Below are 24,787 nucleotides of genomic sequence, written 5' to 3' on the forward strand. Positions count from 1 at the left end.
GGCGACGCCGCTAGCTTGGGAGCCGGCCATGCGAATCGCGGCGCGCGACAGCCTGCGCCGCGCGGTGGCGGCGGCGCTCCTCGGACTCCTCGCCGCCGGTTGCGCCGGCGCTTCGGCGAGCGCGCCGGGCGCCGCGCCGGTGGGCTGGGGCGGCCCGGCGGGACGGCAGTCGCTGGACCGCGGCTGGACGGTCCGGCCGGATCCCCACGACCGCGGCATCGCGCGCGGCTACTCGGCCGGGCGCTTCGGCGGCCGCGCGATCGACGTCCCCTACTCGCCGAACTCCGGCCGGATCGCCACGCTGGCGAGCTACCGCGGCTCGGTCGCGTGGTTCCGCCGGACGATCGCGGTCGGCGGCGGCGACTATGCGCTGCGCTTCGAGTCCGTCAACCACCGCGCCCGGATCTGGATCGACGGGCGCCCCGCGGGCGGGCACACCGGCGCCTACCTGCCGTTCGAGGTGCGCCGGCGGCTGTCGCCCGGCCGGCACCGCCTGGTGCTGCGGGTGGACTGGCGCTCGCCCGAGCGCATGCGCGCCGACGGCTGGTTCCGCAGCTGGTTCAACTTCGGCGGGATCAACCGGGAGGTCACGATCCGCCGGCTCGGGCCGAGCGAGCTCGACGCCCCGGGCATCGTCACGCGGCTGCGCGGTGGCGCGGCCGACGTCGCGGTCACCGTGCGCGTCCGCAACCGCGGCCGCCCGCGCACGGTCCGCGTCACCGGGACGCTCGGCACGCGGCCGTTCGCGTTCGCGCCCGTGCGCCTCCGAGCGGGGCGCGCGGCATGGGTTCAGACCACCGTCCGGATCCCGCGCCCGCAGCTCTGGGCGCCCGGCCATCCCGCCTTGACGGCGCTCCGGCTCGCGGTCGGAGGCGAGACGGGATACCGCGCGCGCGTGGGCCTGCGCGAGCTGCGCTGGACAGGTGGCCGGCTGCTCCTCAACGGCCGCCGGCTGCGGCTGCGCGGCGCCGCGCTGCAGGAGGACGCGCGCGGCCGCGGCGACGCGCTCACCCCCACGGAGATGGACGCGATCGTCGCCCGCCTGAAGGCGATCGGCGCGAACGCGACGCGCGCGCAGCACGGGCTCAGCCAGCCGCTGCTCGAGCGGCTCGACCGCGCCGGCATCCTCGTCTGGCAGGGCGTCGGGCCGTTCGACGTCCCCGGCCGCTGGGCCGCGCGCAGCAAGGCGGCGCAGGCGCTGGCGATCCGGCGCGCGCGGCTGGACATCCTCGGCGCCCGCGCGCATCCCAGCGTGCTGACGTGGAACCTGATCAACGAGGTCGCGTCCAACGGCGACCCGCACGGGCAGCGGGCCTACGTCCGGCGCGCGGCGCGGCTGGCGCGGCGGCTGGACCCGGGCCGCCCGGTCGCGATCGACGTCTGGGGCACCCACCTGCCGGCGCGCGCGGGGAGCATCTACCGCGCCGTCGACGCGGTCGGCGCCACGAACTACGAGGGCTGGTACGACGACGTCTGGGCGCCGGCAGGGACGATCGACGCCCGCATCCGCGGCTGGACCGCTCGCCTGCAGGCGCTGTTCGCCGGCAAGGTGCTCGTCGTCACCGAGTTCGGCGCCGAGAGCAACGCCGGCAACCCGCCCGACGCACCGGGCGGCCTGCGCTTCCAGGCCCGCCTGCTCGCGCGCCACATCCGCGCCTACCAGGCCGATCCCCACCTGAGCGGGATGCTCGCCTGGACGCTGCAGGACTTCGCGCTGCGGCCGAACTTCCTCGGCGGCTCCGTGCGCGGGCACGCGCCGGGGATCCGGCTGCGGCGCGGCATCAATGCGAAGGGGCTGTACACGTACGGCGGGCGCCCGAAGCCCGCCGTCGCGACGGTCAGCCGGCTGTTCGCGCGCTAAGCGCGCTCGAGCGCGTCGAGCACGCGATCGGGCCGCAGCGGCAGCGAGCGGAATCGGATCCCGGTCGCGTCGTGCACCGCGTTGGCGACCGCGGCGGCCGCGCCTACAATGCCGATCTCGCCGATCCCCTTGGAACCCATGGGGTTCAGGTGCGGGTCCTCCTCCTCGAGCCAGACGGCGTCGACGTCGCGGATGTCGGCGTGCACCGGCACGTGGTACTGCGAGAGGTCGTGGTTGAGATAGTCGCCGAACTCGAGGTCGAGCACGCTCTCCTCGAACAGCGCCATGCCGACGCCCATCGTCATCGCGCCGACGAACTGCGAGTGGGCGGTGCGCGGGTTGAGGATGTGCCCGGCGGCGAACGCGCCGAGCATGCGCTCCACCCGGACCTCGCCGGTGTAGGTGTCGACGCGCGCCTCGACGAACTGCGCGCCGAACGCGTGGCGGGCGTACTTCTCCTCCGCCTCGATCTCGGCGGCCGTGTCGTGCACCGCCTCGCCGCCGCGCTGCTCACGCAGGACGCGGCACGCGCCGGCGACGGCCGAACCCCATGACGCGGTGCCGGCTGAGCCGCCGGCGACCGGCGCCGGCCCGAATGCGCTGTCGCCGATCTGCATCGTCACCGCGCCCGCGTCGACGCCGAGCGCATCGGCGGCGATCTGCGTCAGCACCGTGCGCGCCCCCGTGCCGATGTCAGCGGCGGCGACCCGCACCTCGTAGCGGCCGTCGCCCAGCTCGCGCGCCGTCGCCCGCGCGGGACGGCGCATCGCCGGGTAGGTGGACGCCGCGACGCCGCTGCCGTACAGGTACGGCCCCCGCCGCCGTCGCGCGCGCGAGGCCCAGCCGAAGCGCGCCGCGCCCTCGCGCAGGCATGCGACGAGGTGGCGCGAGCTGAACGGCACGTCCTCCTCCGGCGCGCGCTCCGGCTCGTTGCGGATGCGCAGCTCGACCGGATCGATCCCGCAGGCGGCGGCGAGTTCGTCGATCGCCGACTCGAGCGCGAACATGCCGGGGCATTCGCCGGGCGCACGCATCCACGAGGGCGTCGGGACGTCGAGGCGGACGAGCCGGTGCGCGGTGCGGCGGTTGGCGCCCGCGTACATCATCCGCGTGGCGACGGCGGTCTGCTCGGCGAACTCGCGCAGCGTCGAGGACTGCTCGGCGACCTCGTGCGCGATCGCCTTCAGGCGCCCGTCGGCACTCGCGCCGAGCCGCAGTCGCTGGATCGTCGGGGTGCGATAGCCGGTCAGCTTGAACATCTGCTGGCGGGTCACGGCGAGCTTCACCGGCCGGCCGGTGGCCTTGGCCGCAAGCGCGGCGAGCACGGCGTTCGGCCGCGGCGTGCCCTTGGAGCCGAAGCCGCCGCCGACGTGGGGAGCGATCACGCGCACCTGCTCCGGCTCCAGCCCGAGCACGTCCGCGAGCGGCCCGCGCGCCGCGGCGGCGCCCTGCGTCGCGTCGTAGAGCGTGACGCCGCCGCCGTCCCACATCGCGGTCGTGGCGTGCGGCTCGATCGGGTTGTTGTGCAGCGCCGGCGTCTCGTAGGTCGCGTCGACGCGCACGTCCGCCGCCGCGAACGCCGCGTCGAAGTCGCCGTGCTCGGTGTCGGTCGGGTAGGCCGGGTTGACCTTGTCGGGCTTGTAGAGCTTCGGGTGGTCGGGCCGCAGCAGCACGTCGTGGGGTTCGGCGTCGTACTCCACCCGCACCAGCCGGGCCGCCTCGCGCGCCTCCTCGAGGCTTTCGGCGACGACCAGCGCGACGACCTGGCCCCGGTAGGCCACGGCGGGGGACTGCAGGACCAGCAGCTCGGGGTCGCCGCCGGGCCGCAGGACGGGCGCGTTGGAGTGGCTGAGCACCGCGATCAGGCCGGGCGAGGACGGGGCATGGACGGCGCGGACGCTGCCGCGCGCGACCGTCGCGCCGACGATCCACGCGTAGGCGAGGTCGTCGCCGCCGTACTCGTAGGCGTAGCGCGCCTCGCCCGCCACCTTCTCGCGGCTCTCGACGCGCTCGAGCGGCGCGCCGAGCGCGGGCGCGGGGGTGACGGTCATGCCGCCAGCTCCAGCAGCGTCCGCACGATCGCGTTGCGCGCGAGCGGAACCTTGAAGGCGTTGTCGCGCAGCGGCTCGGCCGCGCTCAGCTCCGCGCCGGCGGCCTCGCGGAACGCGGTCTCGGTCGCGGGCGCGCCGCGCAGTACCGCCTCCGCCCGCTCCGCCCGCCACGGCACGTGGGCGACCCCGCCCAGCGCGATCCGGCAGTCGCGCACCGTCCCGTCGCCGACGTCGAGCACCGCCGCCACCGAAACGAGCGCGAATGCGAACGACGCCCGCTCGCGCACCTTGCGATACGCCCCGCGGCCCGCCACGGGCCCGAGCGTGACCGCCGTGATCAGCTCGCCCGGCTCGAGCACCGTGTCGCGGTCGGGACGGTCGCCGGGGAGGCGGTGCAGCCCCGGGATCGGGATCGTCCGCTCCCCGTCGCGCCCGTGCACGTGCACCTGGGCGCCGAGCGCGGCGAGCGCCACCGCCATGTCCGACGGGTGCGTGGCGACGCACGCATCGGAGTGGCCGAGGATGGCGAGGTTGCGGTGCGCGCCTTCGCGTGCCGGGCAGCCCGACCCCGGCCGGCGCTTGTTGCACGGCTTCGTGACGTCCTGGAAGTACGGGCAGCGCGTGCGCTGAAGCAGGTTGCCGCCGATCGTCGCGAGGTTGCGCAGCTGGCCCGACGCGCCCGACAGCAGCGCCTGCGAGAGCACGGGATAGCGCTCGCGCACGAGCGAGTGGGCCGCCACGTCGCTGTTGCGCGCGGTCGCGCCGATCCGCAGGCCGTCGGGAGTCTCCTCGACGGCCGCGTACGGGAGCCGCGTGACGTCGACGAGGTGGCGCGGGCGCGCGACGCCGAGGCGCATGAGGTCGACGAGGTTGGTGCCGCCGCCGAGGAACATCGTCTCGCCGTCGATCGCGGCGACCGCGCCCGCGGCGTCCCTCGCCCGCTCGTACGTGAACGGCCTCATCGCCCGGCCTCCAGGATCGCCGCGACGATGCCGGGGTAGGCGCCGCAGCGGCAGATGTTGCCGCTCATGCGCTCGCGAACCTCGTCCGCCCCGAGCTCGTCGCCGCCGGCGAAGCTGGGCCAGCCGCGGGCCAGCTCGTCGAGCATCCCGACCGCCGAGCAGATCTGCCCGGGCGTGCAGTACCCGCACTGGAACCCGTCGTGCTCGACGAACGCGGCCTGGACGGGATGCAGGTCCTCGCCCGCGAGCCCTTCGATCGTCCTCACCTCCGCGCCGTCATGCGCGACCGCGAACGCCAGGCACGCGTTGGCCCGGCGCCCGTCAAGCAGCACCGTGCAGGCGCCGCACTGGCCGTGGTCGCAGCCCTTCTTGGCGCCCGTCAGGCCGAGCTGCTCGCGCAGCACGTCCAGCAGCGAGGCGCGCGTGTCGACGTCGATGCGGTGGTCTTCGCCGTTCACCCGCAGGCCGACGACGGCCCGCTGCGACGGCTCAGGGTGCTCGCCGGGCATATGCTCGGGCCTGCGGATCAGGCGCGCCCTTCGGCCTCGTACTCGCGCAGGAAGCCCTCGAACAGCCGCCGGTGGCCCTCCTCGTCGCGGAGGATGGCGATCACCATGTCGTTCGTGACCGGGTCGACGCCCTCGGTGTACTGGATGATCCGGTTGTAGTGCTCGATCGCGCCGGTCTCGGCCTCGATCACGCCCTTGATCACATGCACGATGTCGGTCTGGTGCTCGGGCGGCGCCAGGTAGACCTGCTCGGGCGTGAAGTCGACCGAGGACGGGACGACGCCGTAGAGCTCCTTGATCCGGGTCGCGAACTGCTGCGCGTGCCCGAGCTCCTCCTGGATGTCCTCCTGGAGCGACTCGATGATCTCCTGCGCGCGCACGCCGTCCGGATTGGTCGAGTTCGTGACGTAGTTGATGACGGTCTCGAGCTCCATCCAGTACGCCCTGGTGAGCATCGCGACGATCTCCTCGCGCTGCCGGCTGCGATCGTCGGAGAGGATGCCCTGGGAGCTGTTGCGGGTCTGGGTGGCCATGGTCCCAGGCCTACCCGAACCGCGGGTCGTGCTTGCGCGCGATCCGAGCGGTCAGAATCCAGAGCGGTACGGGCAGTAGTCCAACGATGGAGCGAGAGGTGGGTTCGCGACCTCGATCCCCAGCATTGCCCCGCATCGCGCCGTTCGCGGCGGCGGGCGTGGTCGTCCTGGTGGCGCGCGCGCTCGCCATGCGCCGGCGGGCGCAGCACGAACTCGAGCGCATCTTCGAGCTCTCGCTCGACCCGCTCGTCGTCGTCGGGTTCGACGGCTACTGCAAGCGCGTCAACCCGGCGTTCGAGCGGACGCTCGGCTACTCGAACGAGGAGTTGCTGTCGCGGCCGTACGAGGAGCTCGTCCACCCGGACGACCTGGAGGCGGCCCGGGAGATGTTCACCGAGCTGGCGGACGGGCGCGACGTCGTCCAGTTCGAGAGCCGCTTCATCTGCGCCGACGGCTCCGAGCGCTGGCTCCAATGGAGCGCCCGGGCCGTGCCGCAGCAGAACGTGATCTACGGCATCGCGCGCGACGTGAGCGATCGCCGGCGCGTCGACGCCGAGCTGCTCGAGGCCCGGCGGACCGCCGAGGCGCGCGGCGCCGAGCTGCGCGTGCGCGTCGACGAGCAGGCGGCGCTGCGGCGCGTGGCGACGCTGGTCGCGAGCGGCGTGGCGGCGGCCGAGATCTTCTCGGCGGTCGCGGAGGAGATCGCCGTGATCGCCCCGACGGACGCCGTCCACATCTTCCGCTACGAGCCCGACGGCACCGCGGTCGCGGTGGCGACGTGGAGCAAGCTGCCCGAACGGCTCGAGGTCGGCACGCGGTCCCCGCCGGGCGGACACAACATCCCGACGATCGTGCTGCGGACCGGCAGGGCGGCGCGCATCGACGATGCCACGCGGACCACCGGCGGCCCCATCGCGTACGTCCGCCGCCTCGGCCTGCGGTCCGGGGTCGGCAGCCCGATCGTCGTCGAGGACCGGCTCTGGGGCGTGGTGATCGCCGCGACGGCGCAGCCGCAGCCGATCCCGCCCGACACCGAGCAGCGCATCGCGGGGTTCACCGAGCTCGTCGCCACCGCGATCGCCAACGCCGACAGCCGCGCCCAGCTCGCCGCCTCGCGCAACCGCGTCGTCGCCGCCGCCACCGACGAGCGGCGCCGGATCGTGCGCGACCTGCACGACGGCGCGCAGCAGCGCCTCGTGAACGCCGTGATCACGCTCAAGCTCGCGCTGCGCGAGCTCGGGCCGGGCAACGCCACGTTGGAGCCGCTGTTGCGCGAGGCGCTCGACCAGGCGAGCGACGCGAACGCCGAGCTGCGCAAGCTTGTGCACGGGATCCTCCCCGGCGTCCTCACCAGCGGGGGCCTGCGCTCCGGCGTCGACGCGCTCGTGTCGCGCAACTCGCTCCCGGTCACCGCGGAGGTGACCCCGGAGCGGTTCCCGCCGGCGGTCGAGGCGACCGCCTACTTCGTCATCAGCGAGGCGCTGACGAACGCCGTCAAGCACGCGGGTGCGCGGCAAGCCGAGGTGAAGGCCGCGGTCGAGGACGGCGTGCTGCGGCTCGAGGTCCGCGACGACGGCGCGGGCGGCGCCGATCCCGGCCTCGGCTCCGGGCTCACCGGCCTGCGGGATCGCGTCGAGGCGCTCAACGGGACGATCGAGATCGCGAGCGCCCCCGGCGCCGGCACCTCGCTGGTCGCGCGGATCCCGATCGACGGCTGAGCCGCGATCACCGGTGCGGCGCCGGCGACACCAGCCGCATCAGGGCGGGACCGATCTCGTCCAGCGGCAGCACATGGTCGACGTCGCCGGTGTCGATCGCCGCCTCGGGCATCCCGAACTCGCGCGAGCTGGCCCGATCCGACGCAATCAACGTGCCGCCGAAGCGCTTGACCGCGGTGACGCCGGCGGCGCCGTCGCTGCCGAACCCGGTGAGCACCACCGCGATCGCGTCCGTGCCCACCGAGATCGCGAGCGACGTCAGCAGCAGGTCTCCCGACGGCCGCAGCGGAGGCCGCGGGCCGGAGCGGACGAGCGCGAGCGTGCGGTCGCGCCCGATCAGCGTGTGGAAGCCGCTCGGGGCGACGAACACGCGCCCCGGCTCCAGCCGGTCGCCGTCGCGGGCGTCGGCGACCGGCAGCGGCGCCACGCGTTCGAGCAGCCCGGCCAGCCGGCTCACCTGATCGGGATTGTGGTGCTGCAGGACCACCACCGCCGCGGGAAGTGCGGCCGGCAGGCACGCGAGCACGCGCGTGAGCGCATCGAGCCCGCCCGCGGAGGAGATGAGCACGATGATGGGGCCGCGCGGGATGCCGGACACGAACCAAGCGTCGCACGCCTGGTCGCCGTGCGCGCGTACGGGCCGGCGGTAGACCTCGGACGGCGCGGGGCCCGGCGGGCGCCGGGCCCCGGGTGAGTCACGCGGTCGCGCGCTCGCGCTCGGCGGCCTGGAGGACGCCGGCGCGGTTCTTGTGGGCGCGCTCGTAGGCGCGGACCCTCTGAGCGCGATCGTCGCCGCCCGCGCCGATGGCCGCCTCGATCTCCCCGACGGTGAGCTCGTCGTAGCCGGGCCATGGCTCATCGCCGCGCAGCGTGCTGATGCGGCTGAGTATCGTCGCGCGGTTCTCGTGGCGCCGCTCATAGGCGTCGACCTTGGCCAGGTCGATCTGCGAGAGCTCGCGCAGCCGGCCTGCGACCTCGTCGGCGGTCAGCTCGTCGTAGCGTGGGATCGCGAGGTCGCCGGAGGACGCCACGGCGCCCTTCGCCCGGCCCTCGACCTGCGCGACGCCGGGCGCCTTGCGCGCCTGCCGCGCGGTCCGCTTCGCGCGCGACGTCGTCCGCCGGGCGGCGCCCTTGGCGGTCCTGCCCGCCGCGCGCGTGGCGTCGGCGGCGCCCGTCTTGGTCACGTCATAGGACGGGCTGCCCTCGACCTCCGCGCGCGCGACCGCGTCGGTCAGCTTGGGGATCTCACGCATGACGCGGGCGAGCATCTTCTCCTCGTCGCCGCGGATCGACACCGCCAGCCGCGCGGTCTCCGTGTCGCCGACGTCCTGGGCCAGACGCTCGATCGCCGTGTACGTCGCGATCTCCAGCGCCTCGGTGGCGGCCGCGTCCTTGGCGTTCTTGAGCACCTTCTCCTCGCCGCCCGACCCGCGCAGCAGATCCAGCGGCGTCTTGCCGACCGCGAGCACCTGGCCGACGACGCTCTCGACCGCGCCGACGGCGGTCCCGAGCGCGCTGCCGGCGCCGCCGAGCTCGCTGATGCGGTCATCCACGCGCGTCGCGTGATCGCGGGTCTGGCGCAGATGCTGCTCGAGCGCCGTCCGGTAGGTACCGCGAGGCGTCATCGCGATCTGCGACTGCAGCACGCGGATGAGCGCCTGCTCACTGGCCCGGGCCTCGCCCAGGTACTGCACGACCTTCTGCTGAGAAGCTTGCATACACCGTCCAATCGCTAGGGGGCCCATAGGGGCTACCCGGGCGCAGGCCCCGGCGAGCGTTATTGGCGCCTCACCGCGCGCGAGCGCTACCCGCCGCCGCAGGCGTCCTCGATCGCCTTCGCGGCCGCGAGCATGCGATCGACGGTGGGCTTGTCGGTCATGGCCTGGACGGCGGCCTGGAAGTCGCCGCGCTTGGCGGGCGCCTTGGCGCGGCCGAAGTCGCGCGCGTACGTGCGCAGCGCCGCGACCAGCCGGCGGTTGGCGCCGGTCAGCGGCGCGGGGACGACGGCCGCATCCATCAGCTGCGCGGAGCGCTGGAGCTGCTGCTGCTCGGTCGCGATCCGGCCGCTCAGATCGCCTTGGTTCTCGGACTGCGCGATCAGCTCCGAGCTGCTGCTCAGCGCGACGGTGACGCGCTGCAGCCGCGCGAACAGGGCCGTGCACGCCGGCTGGTCCGCCGGCGCGATCGCGGCCCCGGCGGGCGTCGCGGTCGCCGTCGCGGTCGCGGTCGCGGTCGCCGACGGCGTCTCACCCGGCGCCTTCGCGCCGCCGCAGGCCGCGAGCGCGAGCGCGACCAGCGCGATCGCCCGCCTCACGGCGCCACCACGACCCGCGCCACGACCTGGGGCGCGAACTCGCCCTCCGGGTCGAGCCGCCAGAAGAGCCCGTTGGCGCCCAGCGGCGCCTTCGCCGGCACGCGCACCCGCATCTCGAACCAGCGGGCCTGCTTCGGCTTGATCGGAGCGGCCGCCGCGCAGTTGAGCTGATGCGCCTCCGTCGCCCCCACCGGCGCGAACTTCTCCGCCACCAGCGGGCAGCGGCCGAAGGAGACGGTCTCGGTCCTGGAGGCGTTGCGCAGCTCGACGGCGAACCGCAGGACCTGCCCGCGGCGCCCGCGCAGCGCGCCCTTCCCGCCGCCCAGGGGATGCACCGACGCGGTCATCGGCGCCGTCGTGAAGCCGCTGCTCTCGGCGAGCGGCTCAGGCGCGAACGGCCGCACGCCGATCACCGACGGGCGATCCTGGTGGTCGCAGGAGACGACCGCGTTGTACTTCACGTCGACGCTGCCCCGGCCCCCGGGGAGCGTGACGCGCAAGGCCTTCGGGGGCTGCAGGTTCGCGCGCTCGCGCGACTGCGGGCACCAGTTCTCCCAGTCGATGGTCAGCGCGGCGGACTGGCCCGGCTGGAGCGCCAGCAGCGACGCGGCCGGCGGCGCGACCTTCGGGAACGCGGGCGCGTCCGGCGCGAGCGCCCGCTGGCGCTGGCGCGGAGGCGCCGTGCCGCCGACGAAGCGGACCTCCGGCCGGCCGGTGAGCCGGCACGGCCGCGTGCCGCCGTTGCGCACGACGACGCTTCCGATCCCGCCCTGCTGGGTGCCCGGGACGAATTGCACGCCGTTGCCGGCGACCTTCAACTGCGAAGCGCGGCAGGCCGGCGCCGGCGCCGGCGGGCGCCGGGTCAGCGCGGCGGGCAGCGCGTCCTCGAACGGGACCAGCTCGGGGCTGCCCTTCACGGCCGGAGCGGGGCCACCGCCGCCACCGCCGCCGCATCCGGCGAGCACCAGCGCCGCCGCCGCCACGATCCGTCTCGTCATCCGTTGTTCCCTCCTCGTCCGGCGTGTGCCCCGGGCCGGAGCCCGGGGCACTGTAACGTCGCCGAAGGCGAGCGACGGCGAACCGTCGCTCGCCTGGCAGGCGAAGCCCTGCTCTATGGCGTGGTCGTGGACAGCGTGAACGTCAGCGTCCGCGAGTAGCTCCCCGTCCGGAGCGCATCGGCGGCGCCGATGTGCTGGCTGAACCCGATCGCGACCCCGCCATTGGAGACGGGTGCCGACCACGAGGACGGGTTCACCGTCACCTGCAGCGGGTCGGGCAGTGAGAACGCCCCGTTCGCGAGGTGACCGGGGTCGCTCACGCTCAGCGTCGCGTCACCCGCGGTCGAGATCACGTTCGCGGTCGTCGACGCGCTGTAGGTCTTGTCGACGCCCGGCGTGAACGCGCCGAACGACGCCGGCGCACCCAGCGTCAGCGACAGCGTCGCGGGCACCGTGCCCCCGACATCGCCGCTGGTGTAGGTGCCGTCGACCTCCGACGCGCCGCCGCCGAGCTGCCCGAACCCGATCTTCGCCAGGCCGGCGATCGAGGACTGCTCGGTCGCCGTCAGGCTCCCGCACGGATCCGTCGCCGGCGGGGTCGGCTCGCTCGCCGGCGGGGTCGCCGGGGAGAGCGTCGGCTGGAACTCGACCGGCAGCGCCTGCCGGTAGTAGCCCTCGTGGCCGCCGCCGTCGAGCGTGTAGAGCTTGACGTCGTAGTAGTGCGGCGCCGTGCTCGCGTACGTGTGGGTCACCTTCTGGTTGGCGGTGGCGGCCGTGTGGCCGTCGCCGAAGTCCCAGAAGTACTTCAGCCCGCTCGTCGAGCCGTCCGGCGTGCGGCTGAACGATGCGTCGAACGTGACGGTGTTCGTCGTCGTCGGCTTGGCCGGGTCGGTCTCGAAGTACGAGACGTTGCCGTTGCCCTTCGGCACCGCTCCCGCGTACTGGTCGCGCTGGATCAGGTAGTCCGTCCAGGTCGCCGGCAGCTCGAGCGCTCGCTTGAGGCCCTCCGACGGCGTCTGGACGCCCCCCGGTCCGTGCGTGGTGCCGGACGCGAAGTAGTTCAGGTGCTGGATGTAGTCGTCGATGGTGTCCTGGCCCGCGAACGCGCTCAGGCCTGGCTTGCTGGTGTAGGACGCCGGATACGGGTTCTCGTTGCCGCCGACCGCCTGGCTGCTGCTCGAGTCGTAGGCGCCGACGATGCCGTAGCCGGGGATGCCCCGGTTGATGAACGACACCTGGTCGGTGCGGCCGAGGCCGTCGTCGAGGACCGGCGAGTACTTCTGCTGGTCCTCCGGCGAGTATGCCGGGACGGTCTGGGTCGTCGGGTCGACCGGCGTCGAGCCGACCTGGTCCAGCCGCAGCGGGTTCTCCAGCGGCATGCTGAAGTTGTACTTCTGGCCCAGGACCTGGAAGGCCTGGGAGACGGAGTCGGCAATGGCGCCGCGGAACGCGACCTCCGCCGGCATGTTGGCCTGGATCCGCGCCCACGCGGCCGACGTGGCCGGGTAGATGTTGTTCGCGGCGAGCGGGCTCGCGTTGATGTTCGTGTACCACGGCCCGACGCCGCCGCCCACGATGTTGTTGAGGTAGTGCTGGGTGCCCCAGTGGTAGGCGGGGTACTCCATGCCGTTCTGGTCCATGTTGGCGACCATCACGTACTGGCCCTGCGGACCGTCGGGGATCAGGCCGAGCGCCGTGCGCGTCACGGTGGTGCCGGACGGGTAGGCCTTGGCGAGCGGGCTCGTCAGCGTCAGACCGCTGCCGAGGTCCTGCGCGGCGACGCCGCTCGCGTGCGCGCCGGTCAGCGCGCCGGCGAGCGTCACGCCGGTGCCGGTGGCGCCGGACGTGCCGACCGTCTTGATCGTGCCCAGCTCCTGGTTGGCGCCGGTGTCGACGCTGATCCGCTCGCCGGCGACCATGTTGCTGACGCTGGCGACCTTGATGTTCGTGTCGCCGGCCGCCGCGGCCGCCGACAGGGTGGTCGCCGTGCGCACGGCCGTGCCGGCCGTCTTGATCGTCTTGACCTCGTGGTTGCCGGCCTGGTCGACGACGATGTCCGAGCCGGCCCCGATGCCGTTGGCGGACGCGACGTTGATCGTCGTCGCGCCCGCCGGGACCGGCACGGCGAGCGTCGTCGGCGTGTCGGTCTGCGAGTACTCGCCCGAGCCGACCAGTCCGGTCTCCTCGGCGTCGAACAGGCCGGTCTTGATCGTGCGCTTCGGATACGTGCCGTTCAACTGGTACCAGCGCATGAGCCCTTGCAACTCGGCCATGCCCATGGTTATCCCGGTGTCGGCGTCATATGGGGAGCCGTTGCCCCAGTTGCCTCCTCTGATTCCGCTCATCGGCGTGGCGGTGCCGGTCTGCGCTCCGTTGGCCACGCTCGTCGACGTCGGCGTCGAGTCGTTGTGGCCGGCGATCAGGACGACCTGGCCCGGACACGACTGGCCGGGGATCGTGACGGTCGCGTTGTCGAGCTGGTACGGGTACGTCTGGTTGCCGCTCGAGCTGCAGCACGCGCTGAAGTGGTCCTTGGCCGTGAGGAACTTGCCCATCGGGCCCATGTGCGAGTCGTCGGTGTTCGTCGACTCGCTCTTCCACCAGCCGTAGAACTCGTTCGCGCCGTTGTAGTTCGGCGGCAGGTTGTTGCTGTTGGCGGGATCGACCGGCGAGCCGTCGGCGCCGGCGACGCGGGACACGAACTGCGACTGCGAGAACCATTCCTCGTGGTAGAGGAAGTCGTTGTCGATCACCGGGTGCTCGGCGGTGGCCAGCAGCGCCTTGGCGTGCGGGGCGCCATGGCCGTCCGGAGCGCCGCTCGCGGTCGAGACCGCGACCGGGATCGCCGCCGCGATGACGGCGAGCACCAGCACCAGCCGCCTCATCGCGACACCTCCTCTGCCTTGGCGGCGGGGCCGCCGTTCTGCGCGGCCTGGATCAGCGCGGCCGACTCGCCGGGCGTGAACGTGCCGCAGGGGTTGGTGGCCGGCGCGGGTCCGGCCGGGCTGTCGACCGGCAGTGCCTGCCGGTACAGGCCCCACGAGCCGCCCTTGCCGACCGCCAGCTTGACGTCGGCGTAGACCGGGCCGGAGAACGTGTGCGACACGGTCTTGCCGGTCGCGTGCGTCCCGTCGCCGAAGTCCCAGTAGTAGGTCAGCCCGTCGCTGCTGCCGTCCGCGGCACGGGCGAAGCCCGCGTCGAAGGTGACGGTGAGCGTCGACGCCGGCTTGGCCGGGGTGGTCTCGAAGTACGCGACCGGGGTGGTCGGCTTCGCCGTCGAGCCGGCGTAGTCGTCGCCGGCGAGCAGCATGCTCGTCCACTGGGCCGGCAGCTCGAGCGCCCGCTTGAGCTCCTCGGTCGGCTGGCTTGCGCCGTCGGGGCCGTGCGGCGCCCCACCGGCGAAGTAGTTCAGGTGGTCGATCGTGTCGCCGGTGAAGCCGATCGGCTGGACCTGGTTGACGTTGAACGGCACGCCGCTCGCGTGCGCGGCCTTCAGCGGGGTGGCGAGCGTCACGCCGGTGCCCGTGGCGCCCGCGGTCCCGATCGCCGTGATCTGGTCGTACTCGATGTCGGAGCCGCGGTCGATGAAGATCGCGTTGCCGACGGCGAGGTTGACCACCGCGGCGACCTTCACGTTCGTGTCGCCCGCGGCCACCGGGGCGGCCGTCGTCGTCATGCCCGCGACGGGCGTGCCGCCGCCGAGCTGGAACGTGGTCTGGTTGCCGGCGTAGCCGATGACCGGGGTCGCCTTGACGGCGTCGCTGACCGACGCGGCGTAGGGGTTCTCGTCGACGTTGGTGTTCTTGACGCCCGAGACGGTGAATCCCGGGATGCCCTTGGCGAAGAACGCCTGCTCGTCCTCGAGCGCGTCCGTGTCGTCGCGGACCGGCGAGAACTTCGCCTGGTCGGCCGCCGAGTAGGCCGGCAGGACCGGGGCGGAGCCGCTGTACGGGTTCGGCGCCTGGCCGGTCTGGTTGTACTTGAGCGGGTTCTCCGCCGGAGAGGAGAACGCGTACTTGGCGCCCTGCTCGGCGAAGCCGGCGGAGACGGCGCTCTGGAGGTTCGTATGCAGCTGCGAGATCGCCGCCGCGTTGCCGGTGATCGCGCCGCTCGCGTCGTGGTACGCCGAGTTCGGCGCAGACGGGGTCGCCTTGATGAAGGTGAACCACGGCGGCACGCCGCCGCCCGTGATGTTGTTCCAGTAGTACTGGGTGCCGAGGTGATACGCCGGGTAGTCGAGCCCGAGCGAGTCCATGTTCGCGAACAGGACGTACTGGCCCTGGGGACCGGCGGGCAGCAGGTTGTCGGCGTAGTACTTCGAGCCCTCACGGCTGAACAGCCCGTCCGGCGTCTTGCCGCGCGACGCGTCGAGCAGCGCGACCTTCAGCGTGCGCTTCGGGTAGGTGCCGTTCTCGTCGTACCAGCGCAGCAGCGCCTGGTACTCGGCCTCGGTGACCGCGACGCCCGAGAGGCCGTCGTAGGCGCCCTCGTTGCCGAGGTTGGAGTCGGTGATCTCGCGCCGCGCCGCGCCGAAGCCCGTCACGCCGTTCGTCGAGCCGGTGTTGATCTCATCGACGACGTCCGGGTTCACCGGCGCCTCGTCGGGATGCGCGGCGAGCAGCACGCGCTGGCCCGGGCACGTCGCGCCGGGGATCGTGACCTCGGCGTCGTCGGAGTCGAAGCGGTAGCCGCCCGTGCGGCGGAAGTAGTGATCGGAGGCGGTGGCGAACGACGCCAGCGGCCCGTTGACGGTGGTGCTCGTCAGCTGGCCCTTCCAGTGCGCGAAGAGCTCCTGCCACCCGTTCACCGTCGGCGCGACGTTGAACGGGTTCGACGGATCGTCCGGCGGCCCGTCGGCGCCGGAGATGCGGTAGCTGTAGCTGGAGGACATCCCGTACAGCTCCTGATAAAGGTGGTCGACGTCGACCACCGGCGTCTCGTGCGCGCTCGGGCTCGCCGACGCGCGTGACGCGACGGTCGACGTGAGCGCGACCGCGACAGCCGCGGTGCTGAGCGCCGCTGTCAACAGCAGCAACGCGGAGCGACGCCGTAACCGGCGTGGTTCATCCATATCCATCCCCTCCTACGACCTGGACTCAAACTGCACCCTCGATGCCGGTCACAGCTCACCCTCTGACCCGTGAGCTCGTGGACGCGGGATCAAGATCTCGAAGCGGGCCGGGCGCGGGGAGGCGAGCACGAGGCGCCCGCCCTCGGCCTCGACCAGCGCACGCGCGAGGGGGAGCCCGAGCCCGGTCGACCCGGCGGTCGAGACCGCGCGGTCGAAGATCTCGAGCTCCATCCCCTTCGGCACGCCTGGCCCGTCGTCCTCGACGGCGAGCACGCTGCGGCCGTCGGCCTCGGACGCGGTCAGGCGCGTCGTGCCGCCGCCGTGCGCGATCGCGTTCTCGAGCAGGACGTCGAGCGCCTGCGCCACGCCGCCGGGGCTCACCCGCGCCGGCAGCGGCGTCTCCGCGCTCGTCTGCAGCCGCCGTCCGACGCGCGCGTACAGCGGCGCCCAGCCGGCGGCGTGCTCGCGCGCGAGGTCGGCCAGATCGACGTCGCGCGGCTGCCCGATGTCGCCGGCGCGCGCGAGCGCCAGCAGGTCCGCGACGGTGCGCTCGAGCCGGTCGGCGACGCGCTGCGTCGACGTGATCACGTCGCGTGCGGCGACCGGATCGTCGAGCGTCGCCAGCTCGTCGAGCCAGAGCCGCATCGCCGTCAGCGGCGTCCGCAGCTGGTGCGAGACGTTCGCCGCGAACTCCCGCTGGCGGCCGACGAGCTGGGCGATCTGGACCGCCGCGCCGTCCAGCGCAACGGCGACGCGGTCGAGCTCGGGCTGCTCGATCCGGCCGGCGCGGGCCGAGAAGTCGCCCGCCCCCAGGCGGTCCGACGTGGCGACGAGCCGCTCGAGCGGCCGGATCAGGCGCCGGGCCTGCAAGATCGCGAGCCCGGCCGCCGCCGCCGTGCCGGCGATCGCCAGCACGGCGATGAGCAGCCACACGTTGCGGCGGCCGGCGGCCGCCTCGGCGGCCGGCGCGAAGATCGTGACGTGCACGCCCTGCGCCGCTCCGGAGCGGGTCGACAGCAGCTCGCCTGCCGGCATCCGCCCGATCCGGAACGTCTGGCCGCCGTCGGCGACGAGCGCGGCGTGCCCGTGGTGCAGCCACGCCGCCAGCTGATCCGGGTGCGCCTTCGTCGTGACGTCGACGGCGGCCGCGATCGTGTCCGCCTCGCGCTCCAGGTGCTCGATCGCGTCGTTGCGCGCGCGTGTGCTCTCGACCGTTCCCAGCGGGATGCCGAGCACCAAGATCGCCGCGAGCGCGATCAGCGCCGTCGTCGCGATCAGCTGCCGTCGCATCAGGTCTCTAACCGGAAGCCGACGCGCCGCACGGTCGCGATCAGCGGCGGCTCGCCGAGCTTGCGTCGCAGCCACGACATATGCATGTCGAGCGTCTTGGTGGACCCGAACCAGGTCGCGTCCCAGACCTCCTGCATGATGTGGTCGCGGGCGACCGCCCGGCCGGCCTCGCGCACCAGCAGCGCGAGCAGGTCGAACTCCTTCGGCGACAGCTCCAGCTCGCGGTCGCCGCGCCAGGCGCGGCGCGCCCTCCCGTCGACGCGGACGTCGCCGGCCACGAGCGCGGCGGGCGGGGTCCGCCGGAGCATCGCCCGCACGCGCGCGAGCAGGACCGAGACGCGGAACGGCTTGGTCACGTAGTCGTCGGCCCCGGCGTCCAGCCCCGCGATCGTATCCTGCTCGCCGTCGCGGGCGGTCAGGACGAGGATCGGCAGCTGCGGCCGGGCCTCGCGGACGTGCCGGCAGACGTCGAGCCCGCTCATCCCCGGAAGGCCGATGTCGAGGATGATCAGGTCCGGCGGGGCGCCGAGGACGGCGTCGAGCGCGACCATCCCGTCGCCGGCCTCCGATACGTCGTACCCCTCGCGCGCGAGGGCGCGGACGAGCGGCTCCGCGATGTCGCGGTCATCCTCCACGAGCAGGACCCGAGCCACGGGCGTGATCCTAAGTCGCCGCCTGCCGATCTTTACCAAAGCTTTGCCTGCGCGCGGCGATCAACCCGCCTTGCACCGACTTTTGGGTAGTGAGAAGCTCGCGATCAAACGAGCCCAGGAGGCGACATGCCTAAGTACCTCATCGAGGCGGCGTACACGCTCGAGGGCGTCAAAGGTGTCCGCAGTGCCGGCGGCAGCGCGAGACGCGACGCCGTGGCGAAGGTCGCCGAGAGCGCCGGCGGCCGTCTCGAGACCTTCTACTTCGCGTTCGGCGACCGTGACGTGCACACGATCGTCGATCTCCCCGACAACGAGAGCGCCGCCGCGGTCGCGCTCACGGTCAACGCGTCGGGCGCTGTCAAGGTGTCGACGACCGTCCTGCTGACGCCGGAGGAGGTCGACGCGGCCGCGGAGCGCTCGGTCGACTACCAGCCGCCCGGCGGCTGACCGGTCGCATCAGCCCTGTGTCATGCGCTCGCGCTCCGGCGGGTAGCCGTAGGCGGCCTCGGCGGCGAACTGCTCGCGGGTAACGGAGGCGGGTCAGATCGGCGCGCGATCCGCGACCCGCGCGGGGTCTCAGCGCCCCCGGTCTCCGCGCGCCCGCGTCGTCGCGCCGGCGCACCGAAGCCGCCCCCGGAGACTGCCGTCGGGGCCGCGCTGCTCGCCGAGCTCGCCGGTCGGGACCTCCCAGGCGACCTCGTGCGAGACCCGCTCGGCCGGGAGGTCGCGGGCCGGCTCGCGGGCCAGCTCCTCGGCCACGCCCGTGGCGGTCAACAGGCCCGGCGCCGGCCCCGCAACCGCGCGGGCGTCGCGGTCTCGTGGATGGGCGTCTCCCCCGGCCGTGGCACTGGGTCTGCCAGTTGCACGCGCGCGCGTGCCTGCGTCGGGACGGGATCAGGTCGCGTTCACGCGCCGTGCGCCATCCTGGTTCGGTGCCCCGACGGCAGCTCATCACCGGCGCACTCTTCGCCGCACTGGCGTGCGGCTGCGGCTCCGGCCACGCCGCGGCGCCCCGCTCCTCGCCGGCGCCGGCGTCGCCTGCCCGGGCGGCCTCGCCGGCCCGAGCCGCCGCACCGCCGACCGCACTGCGGGTGGTCGCGTCGCGGCGCCTGCCGGCCGGCGTGCAGCTGCCCGCGCTCGCGCTGCGGGGCCGCGAGGTGCTCGCGCTCGGCGGCCTGGACGCCGCCGACGCCTCGGTCGCCGGCGTCGTGCGCGTCGCGCCCGGAAGCGCTCGCTCCCTCGCCACGCTGCCCCAGGCGGTCCACGACGCCGGCGCCGCCGCGCTCGGCGGCCGCGTCTACCTCTTCGGCGGCGGCACGGCGGCCGGACCGACGGGTGACATCGTCGAGCTCGGCCACGGCGCCATCGGGCATCTGCCGGAGCCCTCCTCGGACCTCGAGGCCGTGCGCGTCGGCTCCAGGATCCTCGTGATCGGGGGGTACACGGGCGTCCAGCCGCTCGCGTCGGTGCTGGCCTTCACGCCCGGCCGTCCGCTCCGGCGCGTGGCGACGCTCCCCTATGGCGTGCGCTACGCGGCCGCGGCCGCGGCGGGGAAGGCGGTGCTCGTCGCCGGCGGGACGGACGGCGCCCACGCGCGCGACGAGATCGTCCGCGTCGACCCGGCCGCGCATCGGGCGCGGCGGATCGGCCGGCTCCCGGCGCCGCTGTCGCACCTGACCGGCGCCGTGCTCGGCGGCACGCTGTTCCTCTTCGGCGGCCGTGGCGACCAGGGCGCGCAGGCGCGCCGCGGGATCTGGGCCGTCGACGTGCGGACCGGCCGCGTGCGGCCGGCGGGCCGGCTGCCGGTCGCGCTGTCGGACGCGTCCGCGATCGCGGCCGGCGGGCGGATCGTGCTTGTCGGCGGGCGCACGGCCTCCGGCCGCGTCTCCGATCGCGTGTGGGAGCTGGCGGCGCGCTGATGGCACGGCGCGCGCGATGGCTGCTGCTCGGACCGGCGCTGCTCGCCGCGGCGTGCGGGGGCGGCGGCGCGCATTCTCGCCCGGATCCGCGCCCGGCCGCACCGTCGCCCACGCCGAGCGCGCGACCGGCCGCGCGACCGGCCGCGCGAGCCGCGCCACGGCACCTGGACGTCTACGCGGCCGGCCGGCCCGGGCGGCTCTCCCCGGTCGTCGCGCACGACCCGGCCCGCGTCTACGTGCCGAACTCGGAGTCGAACACGATCGACGTGCTCTCGCAGCGCTCCGGCCGCGTGCTCGCGCACTACGCGACCGGCACCCTGCCGCAGCACGTCACCCCGTCGTGGGACCTGCGCACGCTGTGGGTGAGCAACGACGAGGCGAACGAGCTGACGCCGATCGATCCGCGCACGGGCCGGCCGGGGGAGCCGGTGCCGGTCGCAGACCCGTACAACCTGTACTTCACGGCGGACGGCCGCCGCGCGATCGTCGTCGCGGAGGCGCTGCGGCGGCTCGACTTCCGCGACCCGCACACGATGCGCCTGCGCCACTCGCTGCGCGTGCCGCAGTGCGCCGGCGTCGACCACATGGACTACACGGCCGACGGGCGGCTCGCGCTCGTCTCGTGCGAGTTCGGCGGGAACATGATCGTCGTCGACCTCCGGCGCGAGCGCGTGCAGCGGAGCATTCCCCTGCGAAGCGGGGCGATGCCGCAAGACGTCAAGCTCTCCCCCGACGGCCGCACGTTCTACGTCGCCGACATGGCCGCCGGCGGCGTGTGGCTGATCGACGCGCGCAGCTGGCGCCGGATCCGCCTGCAGCCGACGGGTCAGGGCGCCCATGGGCTCTATCCGAGCCGCGACTCGCGGCGGCTGTTCGTCTCCAACCGCGACGAGGGGACGATCAGCGTGCTCTCGCTGCGAACGCGACGGCCGATCGCCAAGTGGCGGATCCCCGGGCCCGCCTCGCCCGACATGGGCGGCGTCTCGGCCAGCGGCCGCGTATTGTGGCTGAGCGGCCGCTACAACGGCGAGGTCTACGCGCTGAGCACGCGCTCGGGCCGCCTCCTGCACCGCACACGCGTCGGCGCCGGCCCGCACGGGATGTGCGTCTGGCCGCAGCCCGGGCGCTACTCGATCGGTCACACCGGGATCCTGCGCTGATGTTCAGGTCGCGTTCAGGTTGCCGCTGCCACGCTTTCGGCGGATGACGGCGCACCTCACCAGCTGGATCGCCGACCACGGATTGGTGGCGGTCTTCGTGCTGATGGCCGTGGACGCCGTCCTGCCGGCGGGCGGCGAGCTGGTGATGCTGTTCGCCGGCGCGCTCGCGGCCGGGGCCATCGCCGGCCACACGGGTCCGACCCTGCCCTCCGCGGTACTCGCGGGGACGCTCGGCTACCTGGCCGGCTCGCTTGCGGGCTGGGGCATCGGACGGGCCGGCGGCCGCGCGTTCGTGGAGCGCCGCGGGCGTTGGCTGCACATCGGTCCCGAGCGCTTCGAGCGCGCCGAGCGCTGGTTCGGCGCGTACGGGTCCGCGTTCGTGCTCGTCGGGCGGCTGACGCCGCTGGTGCGCTCGTTCGTCTCGATCCCCGCCGGCGTGCTCGAGTACCCGCTGGGCCGCTACATCGTCCTGTCGGCGATCGCCTCGCTGGTCTGGTGCGTCGCGTTCGGCGTGGCCGGCCACGCGCTCGGCTCCAACTGGGACCAGGTCCACCACGCCTTCCGCTACGCCGACTACGCCGCGATCGTCGCGGTCGTCGCGCTGGCCGCCGCACTCTTGGTCCGCCGTCGACGCGCGAGCGGTGCGTAGGTGCATCCGATCTCCTATGCGCAGGCGATCGTGCTCGGCCTGCTCCAGGGTGCGGCCGAGCTGTTTCCGATCTCGAGCCTCGGCCACAGCGTGATCGCGCCGCGCCTGCTCGGCTGGGACATCCACCAGTCCGACGACTACTTCCTCACATTCCTGGTCGCGACCCACCTGGCGACCGCCCTCGTGCTGCTCGGGTTCTTCTGGCGCGACTGGGTCAGGATCGTGCGCGGGCTCGGGCGGTCGCTGCGCGATCGCGAGATCGCCGACGGCGACACGGACGCCTACCTCGGCTGGCTGCTCGTCATCGGCACGATCCCGGCCGGCCTGCTGGGGCTCGCGCTCGAGCACCCGCTGCGCAGCGTCTTCGCCTCGCCCACAGCGGCGGCGGTGTTCCTGCTCTGCAACGGGCTGATGCTGTTCGGCGCCGAGCGCCTGCGCCGCCACGCCCCGGTGCGCCAGGACGCGCAATTCAGCGACGAGCGGATGGCTCGTGAGCTCAACGTCCGCAAGGCGATCGGGATCGGCGCCGCACAGGCGCTCGCCCTGCTGCCGGGGTTCTCCCGCTCGGGCGCGACGATGGCGGGCGGCCTGCTCGCGGGACTCTCCAACGAGGACTCCGCGCGCTTCGCGTTCCTGCTCGCCACGCCCGTGATCGGCGCCGCCGCCCTGCTCAAGCTTCCCGACCTCTTCGGCCCGCAAGGCGACGGCGTACGCGGTCCCGCGCTCGCCGGCGCCCTGTGCGCCGCGCTCACCGCCTATCTGTCCGTGCGCTTCCTCGTCCGCTTCTTCGAGACCAACCGCCTCACCCCGTTCGCGATCTACTGCACCGTCGCGGGCGCCCTCTGCCTCCTCGTCTTCGCCATCACATGACCAAGCGCCGCAATCTCATCCTTCCCGCCGTGCTCCTCGGCGTCGTGCTGCTCGCACTTGCCATCCTCTACATCGTGGACTCGGCGAGCGCGCTTCCCTCGTTCGTGCCCGGCCATCAAGCGGGCTCCGGGCACCATCACGTCAAGCACGGAATCGCCGCGTTCCTGCTCGGCCTCGCGTGCTTGGTCTTCGCCTGGTTCCAGACCGGGCCCGCCGCCGCCAGGCGATGACGTTCCTGCTGGTGGCGCTCGGCGCCGCCGTCGCGGTCGCCGTCGAGCTGCTGGAGGCGCTGGCGATCGTGCTCGCCGTCGGCGTCAGCCGGCGCTGGTCGGACGCGGCGCTCGGCGCGGCCGCGGCCGTGGTCGCCTGCGCGCTGCTTGCCGGGCTGCTGGGGCCGGTGCTGCTCGCCTCGGTCCCGATCGACACGCTGCGGGTGGTGATCGGGGTGCTGTTGCTCCTGTACGGCCTCGAGTGGCTGCGCAAGGGCACCTTGCGGCGCGCCGGGCGCCGGGCGCGCGCGTCCTCGGTCGCGGAGTACGACGAGACCGTGCACGAGCTCGAGGAAGAGCCGGTCCCTGAGGGGCGGCCGGACTGGCCGGCGCGGCTGGTCGCGTTCAAGGGCGTCCTGCTCGAGGGCGTCGAGGTCGTGCTGATCGTCAGCGCGCTCGCCACCCGCCCGGGCGGCGCGGCGCCGGCGCTCGTCGGCGCGGGCTTCGCCGCCGTCGCGGTGCTCGCGGCCGGCGCGTGGCTGCGCAAGCCGCTCGCCCGGCTGCCCGAGACCGAGCTCAAATGGGGCGTGGGCGCGCTGCTCAGCGCGTTCGGCGTCTTCTTCCTCGCGGAAGGCATGCACGTCCAGTGGCCCGGCGGCGATCTCGCGATCCTCTACGTGCTCGCGGCGCTCGCCGGCGCGAGCCAGCTCCAGGTGCAGCGGCTGTGCAGGCGCTGAAGAAGCTGCTGCTCGGCGAGACGTGGGTGCTGCCGCTCGGGCTCGCCGCGCTGGTGCTGCTCGCGTTCGTCCTGCGGGACGTGCTGGGCGACGCGTGGCGGCACGCCGGCGGCTTCATCCTGCTCGCCGGCGTGGTCGGGCTGCTGCTCGCCGGCGTCGCCCGCTCCTAGGCCTGAGCCTCGAACGACGACGGCGGCAATGCCGATGATCGCGATCGACAGCGCGAACGCGAGGGATCGCCGGCCAGTAGAACGCCTCCCGTCGCGTGGCGATCACATGCCGGCCGGCCGCATACTCAGCTCTCGGCCGGCTGGGCCTCCACGCCGAGCTTGCGGCCCATGTGCGGCGCCGGGCGGCGGTCCTGGATGTCGCGCTTGGTCACCGCGGCGTACGCCACGAGCGCGATGAACGCCACGAGCGCGATCGCGCTGACGGTGCCGTCGCCCAGCCCGAGGCCGGTCTGCGGATGCGGCTTGCCGAACCAGTCGGCGAACGACGCGCCGAGCGGGCGGGTGATCACATACGCGGCCCAGAACGCGACGATCGGGTTCAGCCTCCCGCGCCACCAGGCCAGCGCCGGGATCGCGATCAGCGCGCCGAACAGCACGGCCGAGCCGAAGAAGCCGAGGTTGAGCGTCATCGCCGTCATGTCGCCGGCCGCCGTCCCGAGCGCGAACGTCGCAAGCACGGCACACCAGTAGTAGGTCTCCCGCCGGCGGGTCGTGATGCTGTGGATCGACAGCGTGCCCTCGCTGCGATGCCACCGCCAGAAGATCACCGCGACGACCGCCGCGAAGAACGGCGTCGTGACGGCGTAGGACAGGCCGGCGCCGTCCTTGACGCCGTCGGCGGCCATCGTGCCGAAGACCGCGACCATCATCACCGCGAACCAGTAGACCGGTGCGCGGTACTCGGTCGCCCGCAGCTGCAGCCGCAGCGCGTACCAGATCCCCACCACGCCGATCAGGCCGGCGATCGGGACGCTCTTCTGGCCCAGGAAGTCCGACATGGCCTCGCCCATGCCGGTGGTCAGCACCTTGATCACCCAGAACAGCAGCGTGATCTCGGGTACCTTCGCCGCCAGGGGCTCTCGGGGCCCGCGGGACCGGGCGGTTGACCGCACCATGGCGAATCCTTTCGTCTCAACGGCGCGCGCCGTCAGTTGCCGGTTCGTCACGGCGAGGGTCCCCCCGCCGCAGCCGAAGACGGTGGCCGCCGGGTCTGAGTCCGGCATTAGATCGGGGGCCTTTGGCGAGAGCTGTTCAGGGTCCCGTCAGGTTCTC

General features: G+C 73.8%; 24 protein-coding genes. 10 read left to right on the forward strand and 14 right to left on the reverse strand.

Annotated elements, in window-relative coordinates; all coding sequences use genetic code 11:
• Positions 1–28 precede the first annotated feature (28 nt).
• Entirely contained in the window at positions 29–1,861 is a 1,833-nt protein-coding gene (locus tag H958_RS0104975; protein WP_028057850.1) for a glycoside hydrolase family 2 TIM barrel-domain containing protein, read from the forward strand.
• Here the strand turns inward: H958_RS0104975 and H958_RS0104980 are convergent.
• The 4 genes from H958_RS0104980 to H958_RS0104995 are packed head-to-tail and all read right to left on the reverse strand — an operon-like array spanning position 1,858 to position 5,916.
• Complete coding sequence (locus H958_RS0104980) at positions 1,858–3,912, reverse strand: xanthine dehydrogenase family protein molybdopterin-binding subunit (protein WP_028057851.1); 2,055 nt, start codon at positions 3,910–3,912, stop codon at positions 1,858–1,860. The genes H958_RS0104975 and H958_RS0104980 overlap by 4 nt on opposite strands.
• Complete coding sequence (locus tag H958_RS0104985) at positions 3,909–4,874, reverse strand: FAD binding domain-containing protein (protein ID WP_028057852.1); 966 nt, start codon at positions 4,872–4,874, stop codon at positions 3,909–3,911. Before H958_RS0104985 ends, H958_RS0104980 begins: the two co-directional genes overlap by 4 nt.
• Positions 4,871–5,383 (reverse strand): 2Fe-2S iron-sulfur cluster-binding protein, encoded by a 513-nt coding sequence (locus tag H958_RS0104990; RefSeq protein WP_028057853.1) that lies wholly within the window; start codon positions 5,381–5,383, stop codon positions 4,871–4,873. Before H958_RS0104990 ends, H958_RS0104985 begins: the two co-directional genes overlap by 4 nt.
• A 17-nt stretch (positions 5,384–5,400) precedes the next feature.
• Entirely contained in the window at positions 5,401–5,916 is a 516-nt protein-coding gene (locus tag H958_RS0104995) for a ferritin-like domain-containing protein (RefSeq protein ID WP_081685611.1), read from the reverse strand.
• 125 nt (positions 5,917–6,041) lie between these two features.
• On the opposite strand from H958_RS0104995, the gene H958_RS35115 reads away from it, so the two are divergent.
• Positions 6,042–7,634, forward strand: a complete 1,593-nt coding sequence (locus H958_RS35115) for a PAS domain S-box protein (RefSeq protein ID WP_051323843.1) — start codon at positions 6,042–6,044, stop codon at positions 7,632–7,634.
• Between the two features lie 7 nt (positions 7,635–7,641).
• Here H958_RS35115 and H958_RS0105005 read toward each other — a convergent pair whose 3' ends face one another.
• From H958_RS0105005 to H958_RS0105040, 8 genes are all read right to left on the reverse strand, one after another.
• Positions 7,642–8,232, reverse strand: a complete 591-nt coding sequence (locus H958_RS0105005) for a chemotaxis protein CheB (RefSeq protein ID WP_028057855.1) — start codon at positions 8,230–8,232, stop codon at positions 7,642–7,644.
• 97 nt (positions 8,233–8,329) lie between these two features.
• Positions 8,330–9,352 carry a DUF892 family protein gene (locus H958_RS0105010; protein ID WP_196807214.1) on the reverse strand — a complete coding sequence of 341 codons (1,023 nt, stop codon included), beginning with the start codon at positions 9,350–9,352 and terminating at the stop codon, positions 8,330–8,332.
• A gap of 86 nt (positions 9,353–9,438) precedes the next feature.
• The gene (locus tag H958_RS35120; protein WP_037409282.1) at positions 9,439–9,948 is read right to left on the reverse strand and encodes a hypothetical protein; all 510 of its coding nucleotides are present in this window, start codon (positions 9,946–9,948) and stop codon (positions 9,439–9,441) included.
• Positions 9,945–10,946 (reverse strand): DUF4232 domain-containing protein, encoded by a 1,002-nt coding sequence (locus tag H958_RS0105020; RefSeq protein WP_028057857.1) that lies wholly within the window; start codon positions 10,944–10,946, stop codon positions 9,945–9,947. Before H958_RS0105020 ends, H958_RS35120 begins: the two co-directional genes overlap by 4 nt.
• Before the next feature lie 113 nt (positions 10,947–11,059).
• Positions 11,060–13,831, reverse strand: coding sequence for a PKD domain-containing protein (locus tag H958_RS0105025; protein ID WP_028057858.1), 2,772 nt, complete (start codon positions 13,829–13,831; stop codon positions 11,060–11,062).
• Complete coding sequence (locus H958_RS47355) at positions 13,828–15,981, reverse strand: PKD domain-containing protein (RefSeq protein WP_028057859.1); 2,154 nt, start codon at positions 15,979–15,981, stop codon at positions 13,828–13,830. The genes H958_RS0105025 and H958_RS47355 overlap by 4 nt, the downstream gene beginning before the upstream one ends.
• An 84-nt stretch (positions 15,982–16,065) precedes the next feature.
• Positions 16,066–17,307, reverse strand: coding sequence for a HAMP domain-containing sensor histidine kinase (locus tag H958_RS42785; RefSeq protein WP_028057860.1), 1,242 nt, complete (start codon positions 17,305–17,307; stop codon positions 16,066–16,068).
• On the reverse strand, positions 17,307–17,960 hold the full coding sequence (locus H958_RS0105040) for a response regulator transcription factor (RefSeq protein WP_028057861.1): 654 nt from the start codon (positions 17,958–17,960) through the stop codon (positions 17,307–17,309). The genes H958_RS42785 and H958_RS0105040 overlap by 1 nt, the downstream gene beginning before the upstream one ends.
• A 126-nt stretch (positions 17,961–18,086) precedes the next feature.
• Here H958_RS0105040 and H958_RS0105045 point away from each other — a divergent pair, with 126 nt between their 5' ends.
• A complete protein-coding gene (locus H958_RS0105045; protein WP_028057862.1) occupies positions 18,087–18,407 on the forward strand; it encodes a GYD domain-containing protein in 321 nt (106 codons plus the stop codon).
• 129 nt (positions 18,408–18,536) lie between these two features.
• On the opposite strand, the gene H958_RS0105050 is transcribed toward H958_RS0105045, so the two are convergent.
• Positions 18,537–18,734, reverse strand: coding sequence for a hypothetical protein (locus H958_RS0105050; RefSeq protein ID WP_028057863.1), 198 nt, complete (start codon positions 18,732–18,734; stop codon positions 18,537–18,539).
• Positions 18,735–18,892: 158 nt separating this feature from the next.
• On the opposite strand from H958_RS0105050, the gene H958_RS0105055 reads away from it, so the two are divergent.
• The 7 genes from H958_RS0105055 to H958_RS0105085 are packed head-to-tail and all read left to right on the forward strand — an operon-like array spanning position 18,893 to position 23,674.
• Positions 18,893–19,879: a Kelch repeat-containing protein gene (locus H958_RS0105055; RefSeq protein ID WP_156027692.1), complete on the forward strand. Its 987-nt coding sequence runs from the start codon at positions 18,893–18,895 to the stop codon at positions 19,877–19,879.
• Entirely contained in the window at positions 19,879–21,039 is a 1,161-nt protein-coding gene (locus H958_RS0105060; protein ID WP_051323935.1) for a YncE family protein, read from the forward strand. Before H958_RS0105055 ends, H958_RS0105060 begins: the two co-directional genes overlap by 1 nt.
• A 43-nt stretch (positions 21,040–21,082) precedes the next feature.
• Complete coding sequence (locus H958_RS35130) at positions 21,083–21,688, forward strand: DedA family protein (protein ID WP_037409285.1); 606 nt, start codon at positions 21,083–21,085, stop codon at positions 21,686–21,688.
• Complete coding sequence (locus H958_RS0105070) at positions 21,689–22,558, forward strand: undecaprenyl-diphosphate phosphatase (protein WP_028057866.1); 870 nt, start codon at positions 21,689–21,691, stop codon at positions 22,556–22,558.
• Positions 22,555–22,788 carry a hypothetical protein gene (locus H958_RS0105075; RefSeq protein WP_028057867.1) on the forward strand — a complete coding sequence of 78 codons (234 nt, stop codon included), beginning with the start codon at positions 22,555–22,557 and terminating at the stop codon, positions 22,786–22,788. The genes H958_RS0105070 and H958_RS0105075 overlap by 4 nt, the downstream gene beginning before the upstream one ends.
• Positions 22,785–23,504 carry a hypothetical protein gene (locus H958_RS0105080; protein ID WP_037409287.1) on the forward strand — a complete coding sequence of 240 codons (720 nt, stop codon included), beginning with the start codon at positions 22,785–22,787 and terminating at the stop codon, positions 23,502–23,504. Before H958_RS0105075 ends, H958_RS0105080 begins: the two co-directional genes overlap by 4 nt.
• On the forward strand, positions 23,492–23,674 hold the full coding sequence (locus tag H958_RS0105085; RefSeq protein ID WP_028057869.1) for a hypothetical protein: 183 nt from the start codon (positions 23,492–23,494) through the stop codon (positions 23,672–23,674). The genes H958_RS0105080 and H958_RS0105085 overlap by 13 nt, the downstream gene beginning before the upstream one ends.
• A gap of 125 nt (positions 23,675–23,799) precedes the next feature.
• Here the strand turns inward: H958_RS0105085 and H958_RS0105090 are convergent, their stop codons facing one another.
• Positions 23,800–24,630: a COG4705 family protein gene (locus H958_RS0105090; RefSeq protein ID WP_028057870.1), complete on the reverse strand. Its 831-nt coding sequence runs from the start codon at positions 24,628–24,630 to the stop codon at positions 23,800–23,802.
• Positions 24,631–24,787: the final 157 nt, after the last annotated feature.

The organism is Candidatus Solirubrobacter pratensis (assembly GCF_000425945.1).
GTDB lineage: Bacteria > Actinomycetota > Thermoleophilia > Solirubrobacterales > Solirubrobacteraceae > Solirubrobacter > Solirubrobacter pratensis.